Annotated in this window: 22 protein-coding genes; 9 read left to right on the top strand and 13 right to left on the bottom strand. The window is 35.9% G+C overall.

Annotated elements, in window-relative coordinates; translation table 11 throughout:
- The first annotated feature begins 15 nt into the window (after positions 1–15).
- Positions 16–804, top strand: coding sequence for a hypothetical protein (locus QYS49_RS18055; RefSeq protein WP_308349374.1), 789 nt, complete (start codon positions 16–18; stop codon positions 802–804).
- Positions 805–888: 84 nt separating this feature from the next.
- Positions 889–1086, top strand: coding sequence for a hypothetical protein (locus tag QYS49_RS18050; RefSeq protein WP_308349373.1), 198 nt, complete (start codon positions 889–891; stop codon positions 1084–1086).
- A 391-nt stretch (positions 1087–1477) separates the two neighbouring features.
- Here QYS49_RS18050 and QYS49_RS18045 read toward each other — a convergent pair whose 3' ends face one another.
- Positions 1478–1711, bottom strand: coding sequence for a hypothetical protein (locus QYS49_RS18045; protein ID WP_308349372.1), 234 nt, complete (start codon positions 1709–1711; stop codon positions 1478–1480).
- A 957-nt stretch (positions 1712–2668) separates the two neighbouring features.
- Between QYS49_RS18045 and QYS49_RS18040 the strand changes: the two genes are divergently transcribed.
- Positions 2669–3154: a hypothetical protein gene (locus QYS49_RS18040; RefSeq protein ID WP_308349371.1), complete on the top strand. Its 486-nt coding sequence runs from the start codon at positions 2669–2671 to the stop codon at positions 3152–3154.
- Between the two features lie 674 nt (positions 3155–3828).
- On the opposite strand, the gene QYS49_RS18035 is transcribed toward QYS49_RS18040, so the two are convergent.
- Together QYS49_RS18035 and QYS49_RS18030 are read right to left on the bottom strand one after the other, a co-directional pair.
- Complete coding sequence (locus QYS49_RS18035) at positions 3829–4491, bottom strand: DUF5675 family protein (RefSeq protein WP_308349370.1); 663 nt, start codon at positions 4489–4491, stop codon at positions 3829–3831.
- An 8-nt stretch (positions 4492–4499) separates the two neighbouring features.
- A complete protein-coding gene (locus QYS49_RS18030; protein ID WP_308349369.1) occupies positions 4500–5261 on the bottom strand; it encodes a hypothetical protein in 762 nt (253 codons plus the stop codon).
- A gap of 191 nt (positions 5262–5452) precedes the next feature.
- Between QYS49_RS18030 and QYS49_RS18025 the strand changes: the two genes are divergently transcribed.
- Complete coding sequence (locus QYS49_RS18025; protein ID WP_308349368.1) at positions 5453–5650, top strand: hypothetical protein; 198 nt, start codon at positions 5453–5455, stop codon at positions 5648–5650.
- 715 nt (positions 5651–6365) lie between these two features.
- On the opposite strand, the gene QYS49_RS18020 is transcribed toward QYS49_RS18025, so the two are convergent.
- Positions 6366–7499, bottom strand: coding sequence for an FISUMP domain-containing protein (locus QYS49_RS18020; protein ID WP_308351596.1), 1134 nt, complete (start codon positions 7497–7499; stop codon positions 6366–6368).
- Between QYS49_RS18020 and QYS49_RS18015 the strand changes: the two genes are divergently transcribed.
- Positions 7471–7644 (top strand): hypothetical protein, encoded by a 174-nt coding sequence (locus tag QYS49_RS18015; RefSeq protein ID WP_308349367.1) that lies wholly within the window; start codon positions 7471–7473, stop codon positions 7642–7644. The two genes, QYS49_RS18020 and QYS49_RS18015, sit on opposite strands and share 29 nt — an antisense overlap.
- 747 nt (positions 7645–8391) lie before the next feature.
- On the opposite strand, the gene QYS49_RS18010 is transcribed toward QYS49_RS18015, so the two are convergent.
- The 3 genes from QYS49_RS18010 to QYS49_RS18000 all read right to left on the bottom strand — a co-directional run bounded on the left by QYS49_RS18010 (position 8392) and on the right by QYS49_RS18000 (position 15699).
- Complete coding sequence (locus QYS49_RS18010) at positions 8392–13059, bottom strand: cadherin domain-containing protein (RefSeq protein WP_308349366.1); 4668 nt, start codon at positions 13057–13059, stop codon at positions 8392–8394.
- Between the two features lie 589 nt (positions 13060–13648).
- Positions 13649–14383: a phosphatase PAP2 family protein gene (locus tag QYS49_RS18005; RefSeq protein WP_308349364.1), complete on the bottom strand. Its 735-nt coding sequence runs from the start codon at positions 14381–14383 to the stop codon at positions 13649–13651.
- A gap of 401 nt (positions 14384–14784) precedes the next feature.
- Positions 14785–15699 (bottom strand): leucine-rich repeat domain-containing protein, encoded by a 915-nt coding sequence (locus QYS49_RS18000; RefSeq protein WP_308349363.1) that lies wholly within the window; start codon positions 15697–15699, stop codon positions 14785–14787.
- 406 nt (positions 15700–16105) lie between these two features.
- Here QYS49_RS18000 and QYS49_RS17995 point away from each other — a divergent pair, with 406 nt between their 5' ends.
- The 4 genes from QYS49_RS17995 to QYS49_RS17980 all read left to right on the top strand — a co-directional run bounded on the left by QYS49_RS17995 (position 16106) and on the right by QYS49_RS17980 (position 18811).
- Entirely contained in the window at positions 16106–16753 is a 648-nt protein-coding gene (locus tag QYS49_RS17995) for a DUF2459 domain-containing protein (protein ID WP_308349362.1), read from the top strand.
- A 278-nt stretch (positions 16754–17031) separates the two neighbouring features.
- Complete coding sequence (locus QYS49_RS17990) at positions 17032–17430, top strand: response regulator (RefSeq protein ID WP_308349360.1); 399 nt, start codon at positions 17032–17034, stop codon at positions 17428–17430.
- Positions 17431–17459: 29 nt separating this feature from the next.
- On the top strand, positions 17460–17945 hold the full coding sequence (locus tag QYS49_RS17985) for a hypothetical protein (protein ID WP_308349358.1): 486 nt from the start codon (positions 17460–17462) through the stop codon (positions 17943–17945).
- A 185-nt stretch (positions 17946–18130) separates the two neighbouring features.
- The gene (locus tag QYS49_RS17980) at positions 18131–18811 is read left to right on the top strand and encodes a CPBP family intramembrane glutamic endopeptidase (RefSeq protein WP_308349356.1); all 681 of its coding nucleotides are present in this window, start codon (positions 18131–18133) and stop codon (positions 18809–18811) included.
- A gap of 87 nt (positions 18812–18898) precedes the next feature.
- Here QYS49_RS17980 and QYS49_RS17975 read toward each other — a convergent pair whose 3' ends face one another.
- The 6 genes from QYS49_RS17975 to rsmA form a co-directional block, all read right to left on the bottom strand.
- Positions 18899–19294, bottom strand: a complete 396-nt coding sequence (locus QYS49_RS17975; RefSeq protein WP_308349354.1) for an HIT family protein — start codon at positions 19292–19294, stop codon at positions 18899–18901.
- A gap of 10 nt (positions 19295–19304) precedes the next feature.
- Positions 19305–19778 carry a transcription elongation factor GreA gene (gene greA, locus QYS49_RS17970; protein WP_308349353.1) on the bottom strand — a complete coding sequence of 158 codons (474 nt, stop codon included), beginning with the start codon at positions 19776–19778 and terminating at the stop codon, positions 19305–19307.
- A 133-nt stretch (positions 19779–19911) separates the two neighbouring features.
- The gene (locus QYS49_RS17965) at positions 19912–20754 is read right to left on the bottom strand and encodes a pentapeptide repeat-containing protein (protein ID WP_308349352.1); all 843 of its coding nucleotides are present in this window, start codon (positions 20752–20754) and stop codon (positions 19912–19914) included.
- A gap of 81 nt (positions 20755–20835) precedes the next feature.
- Positions 20836–21771, bottom strand: coding sequence for an NAD(P)-dependent oxidoreductase (locus QYS49_RS17960; protein WP_308349350.1), 936 nt, complete (start codon positions 21769–21771; stop codon positions 20836–20838).
- Positions 21772–21781: 10 nt separating this feature from the next.
- Positions 21782–23161, bottom strand: coding sequence for a magnesium transporter (gene mgtE / locus QYS49_RS17955; protein ID WP_308349348.1), 1380 nt, complete (start codon positions 23159–23161; stop codon positions 21782–21784).
- Positions 23148–23933, bottom strand: coding sequence for a 16S rRNA (adenine(1518)-N(6)/adenine(1519)-N(6))-dimethyltransferase RsmA (gene rsmA, locus QYS49_RS17950; protein ID WP_308349346.1), 786 nt, complete (start codon positions 23931–23933; stop codon positions 23148–23150). Before rsmA ends, mgtE begins: the two co-directional genes overlap by 14 nt.
- Positions 23934–23950 lie beyond the last annotated feature (17 nt).

The following is a 23950-nucleotide window of genomic DNA, read 5'->3' as shown; positions in this document are numbered from 1 at the left end:
ATTGAAACTTAAATTATGGGAATAATAGAATTAACAGTAACCGCATGTATTCACCTAGTTAGAAGTAATCTTAACGACTTGAAGCCTGTTTCCATAGGTTCAGGAGTGATAATTAAATATAAAGAACGGTTCTTCATTTGTACAGTTTCTCATTTTTCCGATTATCCAGATGAAAACATTGGGATTGTAACAGGTAGAGTGAAAAATAACCAGACCGAAATTTACTATTTGGGCGACTTTTCTTATATGACAAAAATTGTATTTGAAGATATGCCTGATGCTGAAGACTTAGTCTATTGTATCGAGAATCCTGACCAAAGCGGAGACAAATTAGACATTGCTTTTCGAGAGATTTCTTTGCTTGAAAACATAGTGCAAGACAAAAAAGAATTTGACTTAAATGGAATCGGTAAAATAACAGTAAATGAAGGTGGAAAATCGATGGTAATTGTTGATGATGATTATCAAATTGACACATATCAGCAATGTAGCTTTTTTGGACGGATAAAACCTGATTTTGAAAATGGGATATTGAATTTTCAAGAAGCTTTATATTGGGGCCTACCAATAAAATCTATTGGAGATGAATTTGTAGAACTTGATTTAGGTGCACCGATTAATGACCACAAAAGATTCAAAGGATGTAGTGGAGCACCAATCATTGATACAAGAGGACATTTAGTTGGATTAGTAACTCATGGAGAAAATGACACGACTAAAAGTAGTATTTATGGATTCAGGTTTGACAAGATAAAACAATGGATTGATTTAATGTATTTTAAAGAACCAATCGCAGGTATGTAACTATCAAAAACTAATAATAATATGACAGTAAGAAATTTTTCACAATTATGCGAAATGCTAAACTTGAAACGAGTAAAGCTAAAAATGTCAAAAGAGACACATAAATACATTATTGGTGTGGGTTTTTCAATTGAACCTTCTGCAATACAAAATGAAAAATTACAAAACAAGCTTGATGGAGTTATTGTTGAGCATGATGATGATACCTTATATAAAACAGTTGATTTTATTCCGACATTTACTCCAAGAATTGGTGATGGATTTACCATACAATTAGATTAGAAAAATAGAAAGCACGACCGCACAACTGAGTATCTAATCGTTTCAGTCTAAACAAAAATGCCGACAACAGGGGTGCTGTCGGCTTATTTCAACCAAAACCTAAAGTCTTGAGTATAACTTGTAGGAGCTTCAATGTAAATTAATTACTTTGGTATATACAAATATTTTAAGAATAAATCTTGAAATTTCCTCACTGAATCCAACCAATGCAGCTTTACTTATTCAAAGGCACAACATCTTAAAGCTACAAAACCACCACCATGTGCATTGCCTAATTTCCCTACATCCCTTACACAATCCAAAAAATTAGCCAAAGCCCATGGCTCCCACAGCCGAAAGCCTTTAATTTCCCTAAAGGGTAAATCAAAGGCCCTCGGCTAACCAACCGCACTTACCCGCACAAACCTTCCCTCATAGCTTTTGCTTTTTTCTGATTAGCAGATAAAGAGGTAAAAAAGCAAAAGGAAGCGGTCTTTTTGGCTCCCAAGCCAAAAAGTTGTTGTTTGATATACCAGCCGCACTGCCAGGCACTATGGTGTGCTGCACTTGGGCTGCGGCAAAGGGTCTCGCCAGCATTGGCTTCAGGCTTTAAATAAGTGTTAATTTTTAAGGTATTTAAAGCCAAAAGCCAACCCTTTCAGGGCAAGTGCTGTCATGCCCCTTGCAGCTTAGCCCAATTGCATCACGGCAACCTACCTGGTCTGTTCCTTTAAAATTCCGTAAACTCCATTTAAAAGTAACAGCCCCCGGTTGCCAGAGTTAGGCTCGCCTGCGGGCGCCCCCGGGCTGCGGCTTGTCATGGTTTTTCAAAAAAAGCTGTTAGTGTTTATGATTAAAATGGCTACAGCTTTTTTTAACTAAAAACCACGCCAAGCCTTGCTCGCTCCGTTACTCTCCGCTCATAGCTAGCCCCCGTTTCCTTCGGTCACTCTCGGTCTACCACCCGGGGTCGCACTCGCAGACGGCTCGACACACAGCGGATTGCAAACCATTTCGTAAACTCCATTATTTGCAACCGCTCTTCCTGCGTTCACCTTCCCACATCTACCCGCATGGTGCCTTGATCAAACTGTTGTGCTAATACGATAGGACAGCATTCCACATCTTTTCCCAAATTCCCCACCACCCGTTTAAGGTGCGGCTTTAGGCCGCGTTGAGTTTGCCCCAGGAATTTGGACGATCTTAATTTCCTGATTCAAGTAAATATCTTTTCAAAAATAAAATAAAAGAGGAAAGCAAGTTAGGGATGCCTCGCTTTTCGGCCGCAAGTCCAAGCCCGTAGGGTTTTTTAAAAAATCTCCTCCGCCCAATGGCGGAAGTATTTTTCAAAAAAGACTTGCCCCCGAAGCGATTCACCCTAAAAGAAAAGCTTTCTCTTTTCTTTTTTTTTGTTTTTTTTCTTTTCTCTTTTGAAAATATTTCCCTGTGGTGTGTAGGTTATTAATTGCAAGTTTTCCATAGTTTACTTTATTGGTAAGCTTCTAAATTTGGAAAAATGCCTCGATAGAATTTAAAGCTATTGCTTTCTTTTTTTTATAATATTTTACTTTATTTCTAATCTAAAACGACCCAATACCGAATTATGAAATTCACTATAGTGTCCAGTAAACGAACAAAAACTTATCTGTTGACATTGATTTTCTTTGTTTTATCCTTGATAGCAATTTTATTAGCAGTTTTTGTTTTTGACGCTAATAGAAATATAAATGGTATTTTAGCAGTCTGCTTATCTTTAAGCTTGATTTTACTAGCATATGTGAAGCAGTATATAGAAATCGGAGTAATGGAATTATCAACAAGTGGTAGCTTGACTATTAGGAGCAGAGTTATAGGAAGCCATCATTTAAATTTGAATCAATTAAAGAATCTAAAACTGACACTAAGTTCTTACGAGAGAAAAGTAATAACAGGTTTGGCTTTTTCAAATGAAGGCACAACAGGTTTAGGAAATTATTTAAAATTTACTACGCAAAATAGAAACAATTTTCAGATTGAAATTTTTATCAAAACCAAAAATCAGTTCGAATTTCTGGAGAAAATAAAAAGACAATTCCAGATACCTAATTAGAATCAGAAATAAGAGATAGCTTTCCAAAGCTGATTATCAGCTAAACTTCTCACTTTCCCAAAAAGCTTCGAGCCAACTTCACTGCGACTCGACAGTGAAAAAATCAACTCAAACATAGTGAAATTTACAGGCATGCGGATGAGAAAGATGCAAGAGTTCGCTTTGCCGGCTACAAAAAAATCTCCACCGCAAGCGGTAGTATTTTTTTTGTGCCGCTCTTGCATCTATCTCACCGTTCCTGTGTGGATGCGCACTATGTTTAATTTAATTTTAAGAGTGCGCATCGCCAGCCGGTGGTTGGTGGCGTACGTTTGGTCTAAGCCTAAATTTAGTTTTAGGCGGTTTGGTTCAGGTCCCTATGGCACTTTGTCGGTTAGGGTTTTATGGTTTCAGTTTTATTATTCGCCTGTGCCGTTTTAGCGGTTTGGGCTTTCCTGGTAGGTTACGCCTGCCAGGCTTTTTTTTTGCTAATTTCCCTGCAGACTAGACATAAAAAAAACCGTAGCTATGAACTACGGCTTTTCTTCTTGATTTTCTTGACCACCCATTTCATGGCCAATGACATACAAAAACTAACTAATGCTCCCACAGCTGCCAAAATGCAAGTCTTGACGATATCAGCTGTTTGCAGATTGACTAGCACGGTGAGCAGTGTTCCGCCAGCTGTGCCTGCCTTACCGTGGACTTGCATCCCCCTTGTTTTTCACCTCAGGAAGTGGAGGAATTTTCACCTCATCATCCACCGTCACCTGACTAACTGCTGTCAGGACACTGGCACCAACGGTCAAATATCCTGCAACCGTGATCAAGCCAGCTGGCAATGTGATTGGTGCTCCCAAAATAGCACCTCCAGCAGCAGCCAATATTAAACCGACTGTCCGCAATTTTCTAAACAACTTAGGAGTGGGCTTCTTAACCCTTTCTAAAATATTCATAGCTGATTTCTCTTTAATAGTGATGTAAATATGATTCTGGTTCTCTTGAGCCTCTTCAAAGACTTCCAAAAGCTTGTCCATGGCTTCACTCGATCGGATTCCTTTTCCAATACCTGTTAGCTCCGAGACTGGTGCAATGCAGCCTTCCAATTCTGTCTGGGCATCATTCGCAGCATGGATTAAAATCCAACTCCTACCAGGAACACTTTTCAATATCAGGTGAAATCCTCTTTCATGTGTAATCCTCTTTTCCAAAAGGTATCTCCCTTCAGGAATGCAACTGATATTTGCTTCATTATCCTTCCAAGGAAGTTCAATGGTATGACAGATCAAAGTTCCATCATACCAAAGAGCTCCATTAGTTCCGCTTGATCTATAGGTTCGCTTTAATTCAAACTCCATTATAAATATTATTTAGCGTCATTTTCGATCTCAACCAATGCCAGTGAGTTAAATGCACCATTTTTAAGCGGATACATTGTCCCATTCACTTCTTGAAGAAATTCAACTCCAAACAGCAAAAAGATTGGCTCTTGTCCTCCAGTAGGAAGAGTAGCTGTTAAAGTAATGGCAGCTTCAGTTTGTGGACCAATAGCAATTTCACTGCTTTCATCTGTATCAAGATTGAAAGTTTCCTCTGCAAAATCCACTTTACTTGCAGCGGCCACTAAACGCATGTGAGTAGCACCTCCAGGAGCAGCAAAAGTATTCTGAGGAATAAAGCTAGGAATCTCCACAGTTGCTTCGCCAGTTGCTCGATCAATAGCAGCCGTAAAAGGCGCATACATGGTAGCATTCAGCTTTCCACTTTGATTGAACTCAAACCCTCTTAATAATTCAATGTCTCCATCAACAGCCGTCCTGGCCCCTCTAGCGTTGGAGGTATCGCTTTTCACGACCTTCACCATTTCTCGAGTCATTCTACTGGTCACCCGACTATCTGCAGCTTTCAAAAGCAATGGTCGAACAGAGGTTCTCAAAAGCCTTCCAGCTTTACCAGCTCTTCCAAATTCAGAACCATTTTCCCTAGTTCTCTGAAAAGCTGGATCATTTTTAATAGTTTCTTTTGAAACTCCTTCGGATTTCCTTGCTAAATAACCATCCTTGGACTTGTAAAAAGACACTCCGCCCATTCTACCTGTAAAATTGATAATTCCATTTTGTCTTGCCATAATTGAAAATATATTTGATGAGCCACCAAAGTATTCCTCAAATGTGCGTTTGTCAAAAACTGACTTCCGCAAAAGGTCGTGTTGACTACATTGGCAAAATATGACAATCAAGCTTTCTAAAAATTAGCTATATTAGAGTATATAAAAGCCAAGGATAAAGTATAGATAAAGTATCAGTAAAGTATGGAGAGATGATATTGAAAAGAACCATCATATACCCAAAGGACATCCAGCGGATAACAGGTAAGAGCGAGCGCACTGGAAGACGAATATTAGAACGTATAAGAGAGCAAAAAGGAAAAGAGAAACATCAGCTTATTACTGTTTCCGAGTTCTCAGATTACACTGGAATAGATGCTGAAACAGTCCAAGAATACCTCACAGATTAAGCCAAATTTTTAGGTTCTAATCCAGAAATTTCCCGCCTTTTATTCATAAAATTTGCCCTTTTTTGTGTATATTTAACATATCAAAGAAAAGTTCTTTGGCAGTTTTAGCTTCAATAAGAGCCGATATTTGGCGACAAAAACGATTAAATTTTTAGTGCCCTATTCGTGCCCTTTTAAATCAATAAAATCACAAGTATCTGAATATCAGATATTAATAAGGTTTTAGTGTAGCCCAGGTGGGCCCACGAAATCAAGCCTCAGAAGTAATTCTGGGGCTTTTTTCGTTATGGAAGCATTCGTTTACATACTATTATTCAGAATAATTAGATAGGTTTTATACTGGAATTACCATCTTGACTGTGGAAGAGCGATTGAAAAATCATTTGGAAAAGAATTTTAGTGAATTAAACTTCACTCAGAAAACAGATGACTGGAGGTTATACTACACAATAAAATGAGAGGATTATTCACAAGCCAGAAAAATCGAGTTACATATCAAAAGAATGAAGTTATAAATCTATATTCAAAACCTTTTGAAGTATTCAGAAATTTCAGATAAACTATTATCAAAATACATGAGTGCTTGATTACCCCGATAACCCAGAGATAAAGGACTTTTGTTTAGAAAACAAAATAGGGAATAGCTCATAAACTGATTTAGCCCTATTTTAGAACTTACACAGTTTATGAGATATTCCCATATCAAATGATTAAATTAATCCTTCACGCAACGGACACAAAACCCAAACTCCTTATAGCTGAGGTTCCTATCTACGCTGGTCTCATCGTAGTCTATGTCATGGTACCAGGCAGTCGAACCACCGTCCTCTCTGGCACTCCACCAGTAACCAACGCTTTCAACGTTGAGGAACATTCCATAATCGACACGGAAGCCTCCTGGTAGAGCTGTGAATCCAGTTTCGTTAGTTGCTCCAGTATTTGGACTTTTCCAATGGGTTGTTCCGGTTTCTTTAAGTTTGCCACCGGCAACACTTGATCCACCTAGGTAAGTTTTTAATTGTCTCCATTCACTATCACTAGGTAAATGCCAACCTTCAGGACAAACACCTTGTGTTCCGCTTGGGTTGCCACTGCTGCTTTCCGAGCCATTCATAGCGGCACTCCAATTGTATAAAACACCGAAGGTTACATAATTGTCTGTTGCTTTGGCTTCATTTACATCTGTGCCGTCATAACCGTATACATAATAATAAGCACCCGCTGCATCTTCAGAACCATCGGCAACTTGATTTACACTTGGTAAGTATGCAAGGTTTTCGGCCATCCATACTTGGTCTCCAATGGTTATTGTATGATACTCTTTTCCATCGCGAGAATCAATAAATGGTTCGCTGGGGGTTTCTTCTTCTTCTTCTTCTTCTTCTGCATCCACTACAAAATTTTCTTTTGTTTCTACTGCTATCCCCAAAGCCGTTACCTTAATTTTCCCTGTTACCGCATTCTGCGGTACAATTGCTTTCAATTCACTGGCTGATACAAATTCTACATTGGCTTCATGATTATTAGTAAAAGTAACTGTTGCATCAGCGGTGAAATTACTTCCGTTGATTGTTACTTCCGTGTCGACAGCTCCACTTTTTGGGGTAAAGTCACTGATTACCGGTGGCTGATTGATGGTTACCAACTGGCTGCTGGTAGTTGTCTTCCCATTTACTATTACAGTTACTGTACCACTGCTAGCGCTCGCAGTTACGTCTGCCTCTATTCTGGTATCGGTCACACTTTGCACTGTCAAGTTTGTACCATCCAAAGCTACTGTCACTGACGATTGATCGGTACCAAAATTGGAACCTGAAATAATGAGGGTTTCCGTATCACCTGATGCCAGAGTAAACTCAGAAGGTGATAATCCGGAAATTATCGGTGCAGGTGCTTCATCTTATTCGTTGCAGGCTTGGAAGGTAAATAGTATCGCCAGCATCGGGGCTAAAAGTATTGATATTTTTTTCATTTTTGGAAATTTATTTTGTTAAACTTAATTTAATTACTGATAAATATTTGTACTCATTTTTACTAGCATTCCTGTTTTTCTACTGATAATTTCACCCCCTTTTTAAGCGCTATAACATTGTATAAATCACTTCAAAACATAAATAATATTTAAATTTTCAAGTATCACTGTAAATTCAGATATAAACATATGACTATATATCATATAAATATACAGTTTTAATAATATATATTATTATTAAAGTACATTAAAAGTGAATTTATTTAATTATTAGTATTATATATTTATTTTTATGAAGCTAGTTTCTTTGCCGATTGGACATAAAAAAGCCGTAGTTAAGAACTACGGCTTTTCTTCTTAATTTTCTTACAAGCCAATCTCATGGCTTAATAACCATCTATAGATTTGTAGAAAGATATACCCTACATATTTACTGTGGATTTGACAATTCCACTTTGTATTGCCATAATTAATATAGTTGATGAGCCACCAGAGTATTCTCCCAAATAGCCTTTGTCAAAAACACACTTCCGATAAAGATTACCTTGTCTGATATGGTATTGAATGGCACTCAAACTTTCTGAGAATTACCGATATTAGTCTAAAGTATAGCCGTAATTACCCTTTATAAATAAACAGCAAGCCTTTTGAACATTCAAGCGTACCGAAAACATATAAATTGCGAATGATTTATGTTCAAAATTGAGTAAAAAAAAGGCAGTTATGACCGCCCTTTTCTTTTTGTAGTATTTTATAGTTTGTTAGAGCTTTATCTCTTAACAACCCTACTTACCGCTTTGCCTTTGGCATTGTTTATTTCTAACAAATATACGCCCTTGGCTAAATTAGATAAATCTACTGTAGTATGTCTATCAAATGTTTCTTCATATTGTAGCACCCCGGACATATTAAATACCTTTAATTTTGCCTGGCCTTCTACATCTACAATCAGTTGATCTAAGAATGGGTTAGGGTAAACTTGTACCTCAATCAATTCTTGATCATTGCTCAATACGACATTTTCTATCGTTACGTCCAAGGTTCCATCCGCATTTATTTGACCTGCTACTTGCAGTTCACCAGAATCATTTGCTGGAATTTCGATAATATATTGCTGAGATTGGTCTGGCAACAAGATGTATAGCTCATAAGCTTTCCCATATTCAGCTAACAATTCAAACTCACCATTTTCATCCGTTAAACCAGTTTGAATAAATACATCAGCGGCCACATCTCTCAAACTTAACCTTGCCCCTACTAAAGGCTCGCCATCAATTTGGACCTCATTGCCATTAGAAATAGTAATCCGGTTTACTGGCCGACTTGAATATCCAGCCATCCCCATGCGTAATCTAATTTTGAACGGATTTACCCTTACAGCTGGCTGAGTCATAAATAAACGTATATCCTGTCGAAGAATGGTTAGATCAGGAAAGCCTGGATTGGTTATTTCAGCAAAAACGGTTGCACCATTGAACGCATTAGAAGGATTATCTATAGTTATCTCTGGACCATTACCTAGTGGTTTCTTATCGTTACTAGATTCTCCTAAAACAAAATAATACCATTTAACTATGCCGTCAATACCAGTCACTCCATTAGGAATACTTAAAGTAACATCCTCTCCCTCGTTGAAAGACACATCAATTCTATCACCAACATTCGCTTGGCTAGTAGAAATTATGGTTTTCACCACTGGTGACAATTCTTCTAGATCTTTAAAAGTGAGCCTATTATCAGAAACGTTTATAGTTTCTAATTGCTGAAAGCTTTCAAATACTTCAATTCGTAATTCCTCTAATTCTAGACTACTTAGATCCAGTGCTGTAACATTTCCATTGCCATCGAAGGTAGCCCTAGGCCAATCTTCAGCTTTGTTGCTTTGAGTAGAGCAGTCCCAACCTAAGGCTGCTTGAGCATATTCTGGGAGAGATGCATGAAGGGTGCATAACTTTGCTAAGGTTTCGCCAGAAAGTTGATTACAAGAGCCATCATTTGTTAATTCAAAACTGGCCGTATTTACACATATTTCATTCCCTTCTGCTACACTAATATTTAAGGTATAAGTGCCAGCTGCTACATCACCTAAAACAATCTCCGGTTCATTATAAGCAGTAAGCTCACCTACATTAGCACCTTGTGCATCTTGCCACTGATATTGAATAGTACTGAGCTCAGCTGAACCTGCGCTTAGGGTAATACCTGAGATGCTTCCGCTCTCACAATTCCAGTCGTAAGTTACATTATCTGTTACAATGCTTGGTGCCGTTGGAGCGGCAATGGTTACTTCCGCTTGATTGGCATCACAAGCTCCTTCATTTGCAATATTAGCTGTAGTATTTACCTTCACTTGATAAGTACCTGCTGCTAAACCAGTCATAGCAATTAAGCCGTTTGCATCAGGTGTTTCTGTAGTTACCACTGGCGTTCCGGTACTACCATCTGCTGTGATTGGGGTAATGCTTACCTCATGGCTTTCAATGATGGCATTTCCTGCTTCATCCTGAGGTAAAGTTAATGTAATATCTATACCTCCTAATCCTGCACAGCTTTCATCTACTGGGGTGGTGCTGGCTATAACCGGGCAACTTTCTGGTGCAATCTCCTGCCAAATAAATACTGGATAATCATCCATTTTCCAGACAGTTTCAAAATCCCAACCTACAAAGGTGGATTGGGTCTGCATTTCAGCAGTGGTTTTACCTTCGCCTCCATTGCTATTAGTCGTTCCGCTTATTGTTGTATCCCAATAAGAATTAGTGATGGACCCGCTGTTACTTGCAGAGAATCCAGAAGCATTAAGAACGTTATCAATTCTTCCAGCATAATAACAATTCACAATTGTACCTGAATTATTTCTAACAAATGCTACTGCATTATCTGGACCAATTAAATTTACGAGTGAATATGAATTGGTGATTGTTCCAGAATTGATATCACAGAAACCTTCACCAAACAGTGTGAAGCCTATATCCCCAGTAACAAAACAGTTGTTTATTGATCCTTGATTTTCACTAACAAAACCAGATGATCCCGAAGAATTGATATCAAGTCCTAAATTTTGTACGTAGGCTCCTTCTTCAATAGTACTAAACAGCGCACCACCTGAAAACTGCAAATTACCTATTATATGTTCCGCACCGTCATAACCTCCAGTAAATGAAATGATCGACGCTAGAGAATTATCACTGGCTAAAGTGATGTCATTAATTTGTTCAAAATACAAGCCCCATTCTCCTTGGTTTGCAGCTAAAAAAATAAGGTCCTCTGCACTACCAATTAAATACGGTTGTTCTGCCGTTCCTTTACCCCCACTATATTCAAAGCGATCATTGACATTAATAGCAACCGCTACTGGTGCAGCAGTATTTGCCCCATCACTCACCGTAATTGTTAGTGTGTAGCTTGGTGTGGTTTCAAAGTCTATAGAAGCTCCGGTAGCAACAGTAATTTGACCTGTGCTTGCATCAATTGAAAAAACACTTAATCCTGTTCCATCGGAAATGCTCCAGTTGCTATAGGTGGTTTCTGCATCGGCATCTGTGGCTGTAACTGTTCCTACAACTGTTCCTGCAGCTGCATTCTCATCGATCGAGAAACTTTGCGAAGCGGTGATAACTGGTGTATTGTCATTTAAGTCATTCACAGCAATATTGACTGTTCCGGCATCTGAGGTATTGGTACCATCGCTCACTGTTATTGTTAGGGTGTAGCTTGGTGTGGTTTCAAAGTCTATAGAAGCTCCGGTAGCAACAGAAATTTGACCTGTACTTGCATCAATTGAAAATAAATTTTCTCCTGTACCTCCTGTAATGCTCCAGCTACTTAAAGTAGTTCCTGCATCTGCATCGGTGGCCGCAACCGTTCCTACTGCTGTTGCTGCAGCTGCATTCTCATCGACAGTAAAACTTTGAGAAGCTGTGATTACTGGCGTATTGTCATTTAAGTCATTAACAGCAATATTGACTGTTCCGGCATCTGAGGTGTTTGCACCATCACTCACTGTAATTGTTAGCGTGTAGCTTGGTGTGGTTTCGAAGTCTATAGAAGCTCCGGAAGCCACTGTAATTTGACCTGTGCTTGCATCAATTGAAAATACACTTGCACCAGTACCTCCTGTAATGCTCCAACTGCTGAGAGTAGTTCCTGCATCTTCATCGGTGGCTGCAACCGTTCCTACTGCTGTTGCTGCAGCTGCATTTTCATCGACGGTAAAACTTTGAGAAGCATTGATAACTGGTGTGTTATCATTTAAATTAGTTACGGTGATATTTACACTCAGCTCAGAAGCAGCATTTATTCCATCTGTCGCTGTAATGGTAATTTTATAATCATTATCGGTATTCCCATCAGCTGGTGCCTCAAAATCTGGGGCACTTTTGAAGGTTAATTCACCATTAGTCGCGTTAATGTTAAATAAATCATTGTCTTCTCCAGTAGCCAAACCATACGTAACGCTAGTCGCATCTGAAGCCGCGGCTGTATAAACAACGCCTGTTCCATTTTCTGCAAAACTTGCAGTAGTAAGTGAGGTAAAAACAGGTGGTTCTGTATCACCAGCAGGTACTGTTAAGTCATATTCTACGATAGGAGCATCAGTACTATTGGTACCAACTAAATACATTTTATCTTCTCCCGAAAACACCATTCCTTGCGCCCAAACTCTATTAAAATCTAAAGCTGGAGAGGCTCCTGTTCCTGCATAGCTAGCTCCTGTAAGTGTGTATGGTGAACTTAAATTGTATACATAAATCTCTAGTGCTGTTGCATTCTCTGAATACAGCACAAAAAGCTGGCTACCATCATTACTAAAGCGGATAGCTTCAGGAGCCGTTGTTTCTGTGGAGACATTTATGGTATTACCCGTTGCTGATGCATTTGCCAAATCATAAGCTGTAGGCATGCTATATTCTAAAACCGTATTATTGGTTTTACCGATTACATACACTTTGGTACCATCAGCACTCAATGCAATACCAGTGGTAAAATCTTCTTGGGTAGTAACATCAAAAGCAGTAACAAAGGAAGCGGTATTCAAATCGAAGCCCGTGCTTAAATCATACCTTAAAATTTCTTCAAAATACTCAACGCCATCAAACTTACTGGCCATGATAAATAGTCGCGTACCATCTGAGTTAAAAGCGATATCAACTGGTGAATAACCACTGGCGCTTATATCAAGAAATACGGTGGTATTTCTTATGGCTGAGGTTACATCATAAGCCGTGCTCAGATCATAGAGAGCAATACCTTCTCCTGAGACTGGATTTCCTGAAACAAACATTTTTGTTCCATCACTGCTTATAGCCAAACCAGTAGGTCCTGAAAGATCAGGGAAAAGACCTTTTTCCCTTAAGAAAGTAGCAGTAGAAACATCTTGACCGAAGCTAAGACTCAGTGAAAAAAGAAAGATTAGAATAAAGGATAATTTTCTCATTGCTTTGTGGATTATATACTAAAACTTTATGCAAGTTCTGACTTATTATTTCAGGTGTGCAATAGTTTATGCAAAATTATTATCAATATTCGATCAATCTTATCTTTAGTAGGATTTATAAATGATTTAAAGAGATAATTGTATTTTAGGAAATAGATTCTTCTCTATTCTACTCCGCACCCATTATCTTTTCTCTAGATAATCTCTTATATTCAGATCTGCATCATCAAAATCCGAAATAAATCAAATCAGTTTTGATGCATTACAGTTAAAGTGCATTAATACACTTTAAACAATTCTTCCATGCACTACTTCCCCACACAAACCTTCGCTCATAGGCGTTTGTTTTTTTCTGTTAAGTAGCTAAAGAGGTAAAAAAGCAATAGGAAGTGGTCTTTAGGCTCCCAAGCCAAAAAGTTGTTGTTTGAAATACAACCCACATGGCAAGACTCATCAGAATAGTTATTTATGCGACAGTAGCTTTTTGATGATTATAATGACAAGAATTTGATAAATTTTGTTCTTTTTTATTGATTAGATTTCCTCATCAAAAAAGATGTTAATTATATAACCCTAAAAACCGATTTCTTCAGAAAGTATATGAAAAATAAAATCCCTTACTATCTTGGTTAATCATAGGTAAAAAAATGATGTTTTCATTTTTCTTAAAAGGGTTAAAGTTTTTAAGAGGTTCCAAATAGTAAACCAGTTCAGTAGCCATTATCCCAATGCCTGCACCAAATAATACATCCGATATCCAGTGTCGGTCATTTATCATTCTGAAAGCGCCTGTTGTAGTGGAAAAGAAATATCCGCTATAAGCTAAAATCGGGGCACTGTCTCTAAATTCATGCATTAAAACACTTGCGTTGGTAAATGAAAAGGTGGTGTGCCCTGAAGGAAAGGAATCATTCGTGGAATTATCTGGTCTTGTTTTTAGGGTGATTCGTTTTAAACCTTGTGTAATAGCAGTTGATATGACATTTGAAATCAGCAGGTATTTAGTTTGGTCGAACCAATGGTTTTTAGCTTCGATATGTAGGGCGTCAGCGAGGTAAATTTCTAAAATGGGTGCGTATTGGAAATAATCATCAATTTTAAATTGAAAATCATTGCCTACCTTTGCCCTTATATCATATCTTAAATCTTTTTCAAACTGACTTTTGTTGGCAGTAACTCCTGCAGTTATTATAGTTAAAGGTAGTATGGAGCTTCTTAAAAAGGTGTTCTTTGTTTTCAGAGAATCTGAACTTTCATTTGAAAAGTTCTGTGCTTCGAGACTGAAGATATTGAAGGAAAAGATGAGTATAAATATATATTTCATGCTATTATTTCTATAACCTCAATTCAGTTTGTTTGTTGTTAATACTGAATTCGCATTGCTTTTACTAAATAGAACCAATGAAAATATTAAAGTGAAGCTCAAGTATCCTAAAATGAAAAACCTCAACAAAATTTGTTGAGGTTTTTTGCTCAATTTTAATTGAAGTTTTGGGGCTAAGTATGCTTCTGTATTGATTTAGCAATTCTAATAAAAAATTGTAATTGAACTGGAATGTGGTTATAGCTGCAATTCTAGCTCGTCCAACGGTTTCGGTTGTTTTGGTGACTGGGAATTTAAGGTATAAAATTCATTGGTCTACTGCCCGAAAAAAACATCAGTTTTTGATTAGAGACAGAAAGTATTTGTGCAGTTCTTAAGTCCCTCTCTTCTCTAGGTTTTTGCTACCGTCTGATTTCCACATCATTTTCTTCTGCCCACTTAAGGATAGTTTCCGGTAGGTTAGAGAGTTGTTCGTCACCTAAATATAGCCCTTGCAGATTTTTCAGATTAGTAATAGTTTCTGGAAGAGCAGTAAGCTGATTATCTTGTAAGTGCAAAATTTGTAGGCTTTTCAGCTCTCCAAAGCTTTCCGGTAAGGTGGTAAGTTGATTACGGTTTAACCGCAGAATTCGTAGTTTTTGCAATTTTCCAATGCTTTCAGGAAGGGTGGAGAGTTTGTTACCACCGGTAATGGAGCCTAATTTAAGAGATTCCAAGCTTTGCAGTTCTCCAAAGCTTTCCGGTAAAGTTGTGAGTTCATTTTTATGCAATTCCAGGTATTCAAGACTTTTCAGCTCTCCAAAGCTTTCCGGCAGGCTAGTGAGTTTATTGTTATACAAATTAAGCCATATCAGTTTTTTTAGCTTGGTAATGCTATCTGGCAGACTGCTAAGGCGGTTATCTCGCAAATATAGCCCTTTTAGGTTTTGTAGCTTTCCGATGCTTTCTGGTAGGGTAGTGAGTTTATTGACAAATAAATCTAACCTTTGCAGGTTTTTCAGCTTTCCAATACTTTCTGGAAGTGTGGTAAGTTGGTTTCCCCCCAAATTCAATCTTTGCAGGTTTTTTAGCTTTCCAATGCTTTCAGGGAGGGTGGTAAGATTTTTCATTTTTAAATCTAGCTTATACACATTTTCAGGCTCTTCCAGGGCCTCTTCAAGATTTTTGTATGTTTTTTCGTCTTCGAGCTGCTCTAAAGGGAGTAGTTGTTGTGAGGATTGTTCGCAGGCGGAGATGGTCCCCAATATTAGTAAAACAAGTGGCAAGAATCTAACCTTCCGAATAGAATGTTTGATAAATATTACTGTTCTTGTCATAGCTATTGGTTTTTTTTCAATATAGGATTAGTTATAGTAAAAAGCAAAAAGATATAATTAATTTAATATTTAATTTATATGATAAAAAGTAAAAATTATTGCTTTAAATTTGTTTCGTATTCATATAAGCCTTTGAGAAAATGTACGGCCTTCCGTCTATCACTTTAAGTGTTAAGCCAAAAAAAGCGAATAAAGTATAAATTATTTTAGGTTTTTTTATTTGTCAAAAGTATCTCCCAAGTGTAACAAATTCATTCAATATGACCAATCATCAAATTAGAAGAGACGGTGGTTTCCCTACAGGTACTATTCAATCCATAAATTGACTGTAAAAAAAACCAATGAAATTGATTGTATATTAAGCCGAAATCCTTAAAGCCATGATAGAATTCATGAATTAATTCAAATGAAAATAGTCAAGAAAATAATTAAATACGGGTTATATTTTTTGTTAATTCCTTTTACTTATTTAGTTGTTTCCTTGGTTCTTAGTACCATCACAATTGACAGAAATGAATCCTATGAAATACCTGATAAAACCATTTATTTAGCTTCAAATGGAGTTCATTTAGATATTGTCATCCCCAAGAAAAATATTGATTCATCGTTACTGTCTAACTTAGTACATAAACCAAATGAAAATTTTTTAGGCTTTGGATGGGGTGATGAAGAATTTTATTTAAATACCCGAACTTGGGGAGATTTGAAATTTGATGTGGCATTTAAAGCTGTATTCTTAAATGGTTCGTCATTGATTCATACCACTCGTTATCAAAATATACAAAACCATTGGATTAAAATTAAAATAACAGAATCTGAGCTCAGTAGATTGAATACATATTTATATGAGTCTTTCGATTTTAATAAAAATGGAGAGCTAATATTACTTAAAAATAAAGGCTATACTTCAAGAGATGATTTCTATAGAGCAAAAGGGAGTTTTTCTTTTTACAAAACTTGTAACTCATGGGTGAATAAAGGATTTAAAAAAAGTGGATTAAAAGCATGTTTGTGGACTCCCTTTGATTTTGGCTTAATGAATAAATATAAATAGCTTTTATAAGCAAACTAATAGATCAGCATTCCGATTTTACGTTAAAAATTGATCTATCATAGTGTTCTTTTATTCTAAAATTTCGTTAGATATTTCATTTCGAAAGAAAAAGCACATTGGTCTTTAATAAATCAACTTTAATCGAATTTGACTTAATTATGAAAACTAGATGACCTAATATTGAGCAACATTAAGGTGGTTTTTGCTTTCATCAAGCATAGTTAATGGCACCTTCTCATCATCCATCATTTTAATTTTTTCTGTTAAGATGATACGCTATGAAAATTTTATTGGTAGAAGACAACGAGATTGATGTTGTGCTTACTCAAGTCTATTTAGAGGAGTTTTACTCTGATTTAATATTAGAAGTTGTTAATAATGGAGCAGATGCTATTGATTTTTTATTACAGCAGCATGAGTTTTCTCATTGTGAAGAGCCTGATTTGGTGCTTTTAGATTTGAATTTACCCAAAATTGATGGTTTAGAGGTTTTGCAAGTTGTAAAAAACACATATGGAAAAGGTCATATACCTATTATAATTTTAACTACTTCGGTTTTGGATTCAGATAAAAGTTTTGCTCTTCAAAACGGAGCTTTGACCTATATTGAAAAGCCTCTTGATGTAGAGAACTTGAAAAAAATAATCACTGATAATAGTATTTTAATTAAGGAATGATTTTGTTGCTTTCTGAAATCTCAAATTTTATGAAAGCAGCAACACTGGCAGAAATCAAAAAAGAATTAAAGCATAAATCAGAAGAAGAGCTGTTGTCTTATTGCTTGAGCTTATCTCGGTTTAAAAAGGAGAATAAAGAGCTTCTGACTTATTTGCTTTTTGAGGCTGCAAATGAGGAGGGATATATCCAATCAGTTAAAGATGAAATTGATTTACAATTCTCAGAAATCAATAATAAGAATTACTATTGGATGAAAAAGACCATCCGGAAAGTGTTGAGACTCACCAGAAAATATATCCGCTATTCAAAAAAGAAAACAACTGAGGTTGAATTGCTGATTTATTTTTGCCATAAAATGCTTTCGCTTTCTCCTTCAATAAAGGGAAATACAGTTTTGATAAATTTATATGATAGATTAATCATTTCCATTCGCAAAACCATTAATAAAATGGAGGAAGATTTGCAGTATGATTACAATCTCCAGCTCGAGGAAATGCTGGAAGAGAAAAGTTAATTTATTTATCCTTTGCTTATCTGAAACATTAATACCCTTATATGTCCTAAATTTCTCTATGCAAAACCTATAATATATTAGATTTTTATATTTTAGTATATATTTAGAAAAGTACAATTGTATTAATAGACAAAAAAATGTTGGGTTTAGTACAAGCCTAATTTCAGTGACTTAAGCGCAATGATATGGGACTTTTTAAGAAAATCAGCAAAGTTGAATTATTTTTAGCAATAGCGTGCCTTTTAGTTGCATTGGCTTTTCCTCCAATAGGCGTATTGATCGGATTTATTATTGTTCTGGTGTATTTGTTAGTTGGCAAAGACCACAAAGAAAAATTCAAATCTATAGGCTTTAGAAGTCCAAAGGATGGTTGGATCAAAACAGTGTTTTTATGCCTAATTTATGGAATCCTAATTGAAGTAAGTTTTCAGATTGTAGTTAATCCTGTTATTGAAATAATTACAGCCGCAGAAGTTGATTTGACAGCTTATGATGGCATTCGTAATAATTTCATCAATTATTTAAGTGTGCTATTGATTGGATGGGTAGTAGGAGGGTTTATTGAAGAGATTTTATTTCGTGGTTATTTAATTACAAGATTATCGAAACTTTTCCAAATTGAAAAAGCAGGAAATTGGTTCGCTATCATTCTTACTTCTTTGGTTTTTGGGTTCAGCCATTTATATCAAGGCTGGAGTGGAGTGATAAGTACAGGCTTAATCTCTATAATTTTCGGTTTTATCTTTATCCAACATAGGAAAGTAATTTGGTATACTATATTGACTCACGGATTTATCAATACGACTGCATTAACTTTAATGTGGTTAGATTATGATAATATCTCAGAAAAGCTACTTTTTAATTAATTAGCTATTGGATTAGTTGGTTTTTTGAAAATAAAAAAGGGCTGATATGTTTCAACATCAGCCCTTTTTATATTTTTTATGAAAATATTAAGCCAAATTAGATTTAATCTTTTCAGCTACAGCTTTCAGTTCTTCTTCTGATGGATTTAATTTGCCTTTACTAAAATTGATATCATCCATAGAGTTCAATGGCACTAAGTGCACATGCACATGAGGCACCTCTAGACCGATTACAGCCACTCCAACTCTTGTGCACTTAATGGATTTATCAATAGCTTTGGCTACTTTTTTGGCAAATAGATGCAATCCTGAAAGAACATTATCTTCCAAATCAAAAATATAATCAGTTTCTTGTTTAGGTACTACCAAAACATGACCTTCTACCAATGGATTTATATCCAAAAAAGCGATATAGTCATCATTTTCAGCTACTATATGTCCTGGTATTTCTCTATTGATGATTTTTGTGAAAATACTTGCCATAATTATTTAATTAAAGACTAATATCTAAAATTTCAAATTCCATTTTTCCGGCAGGAGCGTCAACCTGTGCAACATCCCCTATTTTTTTGCCCATGATTCCTTTTCCGATTGGTGATTTGATAGAAATTTTACCTTCTTTCAAATTCGCCTCCTCTTCAGAAACCATTGTATAGGTTACTTCCATGCCATTCTTCTTATTCTTTATCTTAGCCTTGGTTAATAGCCCAACTTTCGAAGTATCCACATCGGATTCTTTGATGACTCTAGCATTAGCCACAACGGTTTCCAATTTGTTAATTTTCATTTCAAGTAAACCTTGAGCCTCTTTAGCAGCATCATATTCTGCATTCTCGCTTAAGTCTCCTTTGTCTCTTGCTTCTGCAATGTCAGCTGAAGCTTTCGGTCTTTCTACGGTTTTTAAATGATGGAGCTCTTCCTTCATTTTTCTTAAACCCTCTTCTGTGTAGTATGATACTGTACTCATCCTTATTAAAAATTGAAATTTCTATAAAATAAAAAAACGGCACAATTTTGCATGAGCCGTCTATCTTGTTTCTAAATATTTACACAAATGTACGAGAATTTAATATTGAAAACAAGATGTAGAAGCTAACGTTCTATTTACCTAAAAGTTGAGGGTATTTCTCTTTTATCTCGCTTTTAATATCGTCATCAAGTTCAGCTAGATAAAGTGTTTTTACATTTTTCAATTGATCTGCTGTTATTCCTTCAGCCCCAATTAGATTGGCTTTATAAAGACTAGCTTCATCAAATGTAGCTCCCGTAAGGTGGCAATTACTTAAATCCGCCTCCATTAAATAGGCATTGGTGAAATCCGATTTAATTAAAAAAGCATTCTTGAAATTAGCTTTAATAAGGAAGGTATCTTTAAAGTTTGCACCACTAGCAAATGCGCCTTCAAAATTTGCTTGATTCATTTTGGCATTTTCAAAATTAGTCTGATTTGCTCTAGTGCCAGAGAAATTACATTCAATAGCATTGGCATGACTAAAATTGGATGAATTAAGGTTAGAACCAGTTAGGTCAACGTGACTCATATTGGTCTTGGTCATATGACAATTTACCAAATTGATTTCCGTAATCTTATGTCTATTTAATCTTTTGATATTACCTACAGTTCTAAATGCAGCCTCTTCTGATTCCCACTGACGGAAATCATCAATCTCATCTTTATACATTTTGATTCGAAGCTGTTTTTCTCCGTTTTCTCTTAGCCAATAAATTAATATACCGATTATAGCAATATCGAAAAGCATACCGTGAGCTTCCGCTAGAACTTCCTTAAAGAAACCTCTGAAATCTTCTAAATAGTAGGATAAACTTAATCCCAAAACTAAGATAGAAAGAAAAACAAGAACGATAACAGAAGTTAGAATTGGCTTCTTTGTTATGTTTTTAACTTTTTCTTCTACTATAATTTTAAATTCGCTTCTGCTCATATGCTATACTGTATCTCAATAGAATTCTATCCTCTAATTTATAGGTATTTTAGCATCTTTGTATATTTATAACCATATAAATTATTGTTTTTCGACCAATAATTTAATTTTTTGGGTTAGCACTCTATTTATTTTCTCATATGATTCGAAAGACCATCCGGCTATGTGAGGAGTCAATATTACTTGTTTTAAACTTGTAAGTTCTTGGAAAACAAATAGTTCACTATCTTTTAAGGAGTTGATTTTTTCATTCTCTAATACATCCAATGCGGCTCCTTTCATTTTTCCAGATTTTAACAATTTTAATAAATCTTTTAAGATTAAAACTTCTCCTCTAGAAGTATTGATAATATAATCTAATTTTTTAAATCCTAAAAGGAATTCAGAATTGATAATTCCTTTGTTTTGAGCATTCATAGGAATATGCAAACTCAGAATTTGAGCTTCCGCTTGCATCTTTTCTAAGTTTACTTCTTCTACATAATCATTGGAAAATCCTGTTTTTTCTGCATCATAGGCTATTATTTTACAACCAAAAGAACTAAGTCTTTTTGCAAATGCTCCTCCCATATTGCCAAAGCCTAGTAAGCCAATTGTTTTGCCCATTAATTCGACTCCTCTATTTCCTTCTCTATCCCATTTTCCGTTTCTTACCTCTTGGTCAGCCAAATTGATTTTATTAAAAAGAGATAACAACATGCCCATAGTATGTTCAGCTAAGGCATCTCTATTGCCTTCTGGAGCATTTATGAGATGAATATTTCTTTTCTCTAGCTCATTAACCTCAACATTATCCACACCAGCTCCAGCACGGGCTACAAATTTAAGTTTATTAGTATTTTGTAGTAGTTCAGCATCAATATAGGTTTTACTTCTAACAATCAATCCTTCGTAATCCCCAATAATTGAAATGATTTCCTCACGATTTATTTTAGGCATATAATCCACTTCTAAGTTGAGTTCATTCAACAAAGGAGTGATGCTTTCATGCATTTCATCTATAACAAGTATTTTCATTATTTTTTAATTAGATAAGTAGGAAGTGGGCAACGGAAAAATATACTAATAACCCCAATAAATCATTTGCTGTAGTAATAAAAGGACCAGCAGCTAAGGCAGGATTTATACCTAATTTATCCAACACTAATGGCGTTACGGTTCCCATAAAAGAAGCCAATAAAACGACCGTAAATAATGCGATTGAGACCACAATCGCTAACTTGATTTCTTGACCTAAAATGAGGTTCATACCCATTACTATTCCTGCAATTACAATTCCATTCAATATGGCAACAGCTAATACTTTTGTGATTCTCTTTAGAAATGAATCATCAAAAACAGATTTGCTCGCTAAACTTTGCAAAACAATAGAAGAAGATTGTATCCCTACATTTCCTCCGGTTGCTGTAATCAAGGGAATAAAAAATGCCATGGCTGGCACCATTAAAATATCTTTTTCAAAAACTCCGATAAATTGAGCACCTAAAATACCTCCGAACATGCCAATTATTAGCCAAGGTAAACGAGCTCGAGTCAGCATCCAAACACTATCATCTTCCTCTACATCTTCGGAAATACCCGCCATCATCTGTCTTTCCTCTTCAGCTAGTTCGGTAATAACATCCACGATATCATCAATGGTAATACGTCCCATTAATTTACCTTGAACATTCACAACCGGAACCGCATCCAAATCATATTTTCTCATCACTTCCGCTACATCCACTTCGTCCATATAGGTTTCCACCGATATAACATCTTCATCATAAAGATCCTTTACCTTTAAATGATCATCAGCTAAAATGATTTTCTTTAGTGAAACTCTTCCAAGCAAAACATTTTGGTCATTAACTACATAAACGGAATAGATTTTCTCTACATTTTCGGCTTGTCTTCTAATTTCCTCTATACACTGATTAATGGACCAGTTTTCGTTGGCTTTGATGAGCTCTTTTGCCATCAAACCTCCCGCTACGTCTTCCTCATAACGTAAAAGGTCTAAAATGTTCTTTGCTTTTTCTTTATTTTCCAAAGAAGCAATTACTTCTTCTCTGTCTTTTAAAGGCAACTCATTAATGATATCCACCGCATCATCTGAATCTAATTCATTCAGCATTGCAGCTATCTCGGTAGTATTAAATTCCTTTAGATATTTGGAACGAACATCTTCATCTAAATCATTTATTACTTCCGCACTGACCTCATTTTCTAATACATCCAGTACATAGCGAGACTCCTCCGTTTCGAACTCCAATAAAATAGTGGAGATATCGGCAGGGTTAGTTTCATCAAGTGTATTTTTAATAAATTGATCATCTTGCTCAGATATGGCAAGCTGCAATTTCTCTAAATACTCTTTTGAAAGTTCAAATTGGTCAATATGCTCTTTTTCCTCAAGTTTCTCCATTACTAGCAATGTGGTTTGTCAATTCTACAAAATCATTAACGGTCAGTTGCTCGGCACGTTTATTCAACAAATCTAATGACTTTATTTCATCAGATAGATCGAAACTCTTTAAAGCATTTCTTAAAGTTTTTCTTCTATTATTAAAGCCTTGTTTCACAACCCTAAAAAACAACTTCTCATCGCAGCTTAAAGTTTGAGTTTCATTTCTTTTTAAGCGTAAAACGGCTGAAGTTACTTTTGGTGGAGGGTTAAAAACATTAGGCGGAACAGAAAAAAGATATTCCACATCATAAAAAGCTTGAAGTAATACACTTAAAATCCCATACGTTTTATTTCCTTCTTTTGCAGCAATTCGTTCAGCTACCTCTTTCTGAATCATGCCCACTACTTCTGGAATTTGATCTCTATATTCCAAAACCTTGAAAAAGATTTGAGAAGAAATATTGTAAGGAAAATTCCCGATGATACCGAAAGGCTCCTTATAATAATGTCCTAAATCAATTCGTAAAAAGTCTTCTTTTATAATTTTATCTTTATAATCAGGATACAGATTTTGAAGGTAGTCGACTGATTCCTGATCAACATCCATGAAAAGCAATTCATATTCTGCTCTATCGATCAAAAAATTACTGAGCACACCAGTGCCCGGACCAATTTCTAAAAGATGTTGGTAATTTTTATGCCCTGTGAGGCTTTCTACTATTTTCTGGGCTATATTTTGATCTTTTAAAAAATGTTGCCCTAAATGTTTTTTCGCTCGAACTCCCTTCATTTTTCAAAGCAGATAAA

Source organism: Marivirga salinae, assembly GCF_030503855.1.
GTDB classification, from domain to species: Bacteria; Bacteroidota; Bacteroidia; order Cytophagales; family Cyclobacteriaceae; genus Marivirga; species Marivirga salinarum.
Note: the sequence above shows the minus strand (reverse complement) of the source record. Positions and strands in the feature narration are given on the sequence as shown.

Excerpts from the sequence above, each read along its gene's own strand:
- QYS49_RS18010 (WP_308349366.1), bottom strand. The coding sequence starts at position 13,059 with ATGAGAAAATTATCCTTTATTCTAATCTTTCTTTTTTCACTGAGTCTT.
- QYS49_RS17975 (WP_308349354.1), bottom strand. The coding sequence starts at position 19,294 with ATGGCAAGTATTTTCACAAAAATCATCAATAGAGAAATACCAGGACAT.
- QYS49_RS18000 (WP_308349363.1), bottom strand. The coding sequence starts at position 15,699 with ATGACAAGAACAGTAATATTTATCAAACATTCTATTCGGAAGGTTAGA.
- QYS49_RS18055 (WP_308349374.1), top strand. The coding sequence starts at position 16 with ATGGGAATAATAGAATTAACAGTAACCGCATGTATTCACCTAGTTAGA.
- rsmA (WP_308349346.1), bottom strand. The coding sequence starts at position 23,933 with ATGAAGGGAGTTCGAGCGAAAAAACATTTAGGGCAACATTTTTTAAAA.
- QYS49_RS17985 (WP_308349358.1), top strand. The coding sequence starts at position 17,460 with ATGAAAGCAGCAACACTGGCAGAAATCAAAAAAGAATTAAAGCATAAA.
- QYS49_RS18005 (WP_308349364.1), bottom strand. The coding sequence starts at position 14,383 with ATGAAATATATATTTATACTCATCTTTTCCTTCAATATCTTCAGTCTC.
- QYS49_RS18035 (WP_308349370.1), bottom strand. The coding sequence starts at position 4,491 with ATGGAGTTTGAATTAAAGCGAACCTATAGATCAAGCGGAACTAATGGA.
- QYS49_RS18025 (WP_308349368.1), top strand. The coding sequence starts at position 5,453 with ATGATATTGAAAAGAACCATCATATACCCAAAGGACATCCAGCGGATA.
- QYS49_RS18040 (WP_308349371.1), top strand. The coding sequence starts at position 2,669 with ATGAAATTCACTATAGTGTCCAGTAAACGAACAAAAACTTATCTGTTG.
- QYS49_RS18015 (WP_308349367.1), top strand. The coding sequence starts at position 7,471 with ATGAGGGTTTCCGTATCACCTGATGCCAGAGTAAACTCAGAAGGTGAT.
- QYS49_RS17995 (WP_308349362.1), top strand. The coding sequence starts at position 16,106 with ATGAAAATAGTCAAGAAAATAATTAAATACGGGTTATATTTTTTGTTA.
- QYS49_RS17990 (WP_308349360.1), top strand. The coding sequence starts at position 17,032 with ATGAAAATTTTATTGGTAGAAGACAACGAGATTGATGTTGTGCTTACT.
- mgtE (WP_308349348.1), bottom strand. The coding sequence starts at position 23,161 with ATGGAGAAACTTGAGGAAAAAGAGCATATTGACCAATTTGAACTTTCA.
- QYS49_RS17960 (WP_308349350.1), bottom strand. The coding sequence starts at position 21,771 with ATGAAAATACTTGTTATAGATGAAATGCATGAAAGCATCACTCCTTTG.
- QYS49_RS18050 (WP_308349373.1), top strand. The coding sequence starts at position 889 with ATGTCAAAAGAGACACATAAATACATTATTGGTGTGGGTTTTTCAATT.
- greA (WP_308349353.1), bottom strand. The coding sequence starts at position 19,778 with ATGAGTACAGTATCATACTACACAGAAGAGGGTTTAAGAAAAATGAAG.
- QYS49_RS17965 (WP_308349352.1), bottom strand. The coding sequence starts at position 20,754 with ATGAGCAGAAGCGAATTTAAAATTATAGTAGAAGAAAAAGTTAAAAAC.
- QYS49_RS17980 (WP_308349356.1), top strand. The coding sequence starts at position 18,131 with ATGGGACTTTTTAAGAAAATCAGCAAAGTTGAATTATTTTTAGCAATA.
- QYS49_RS18030 (WP_308349369.1), bottom strand. The coding sequence starts at position 5,261 with ATGGCAAGACAAAATGGAATTATCAATTTTACAGGTAGAATGGGCGGA.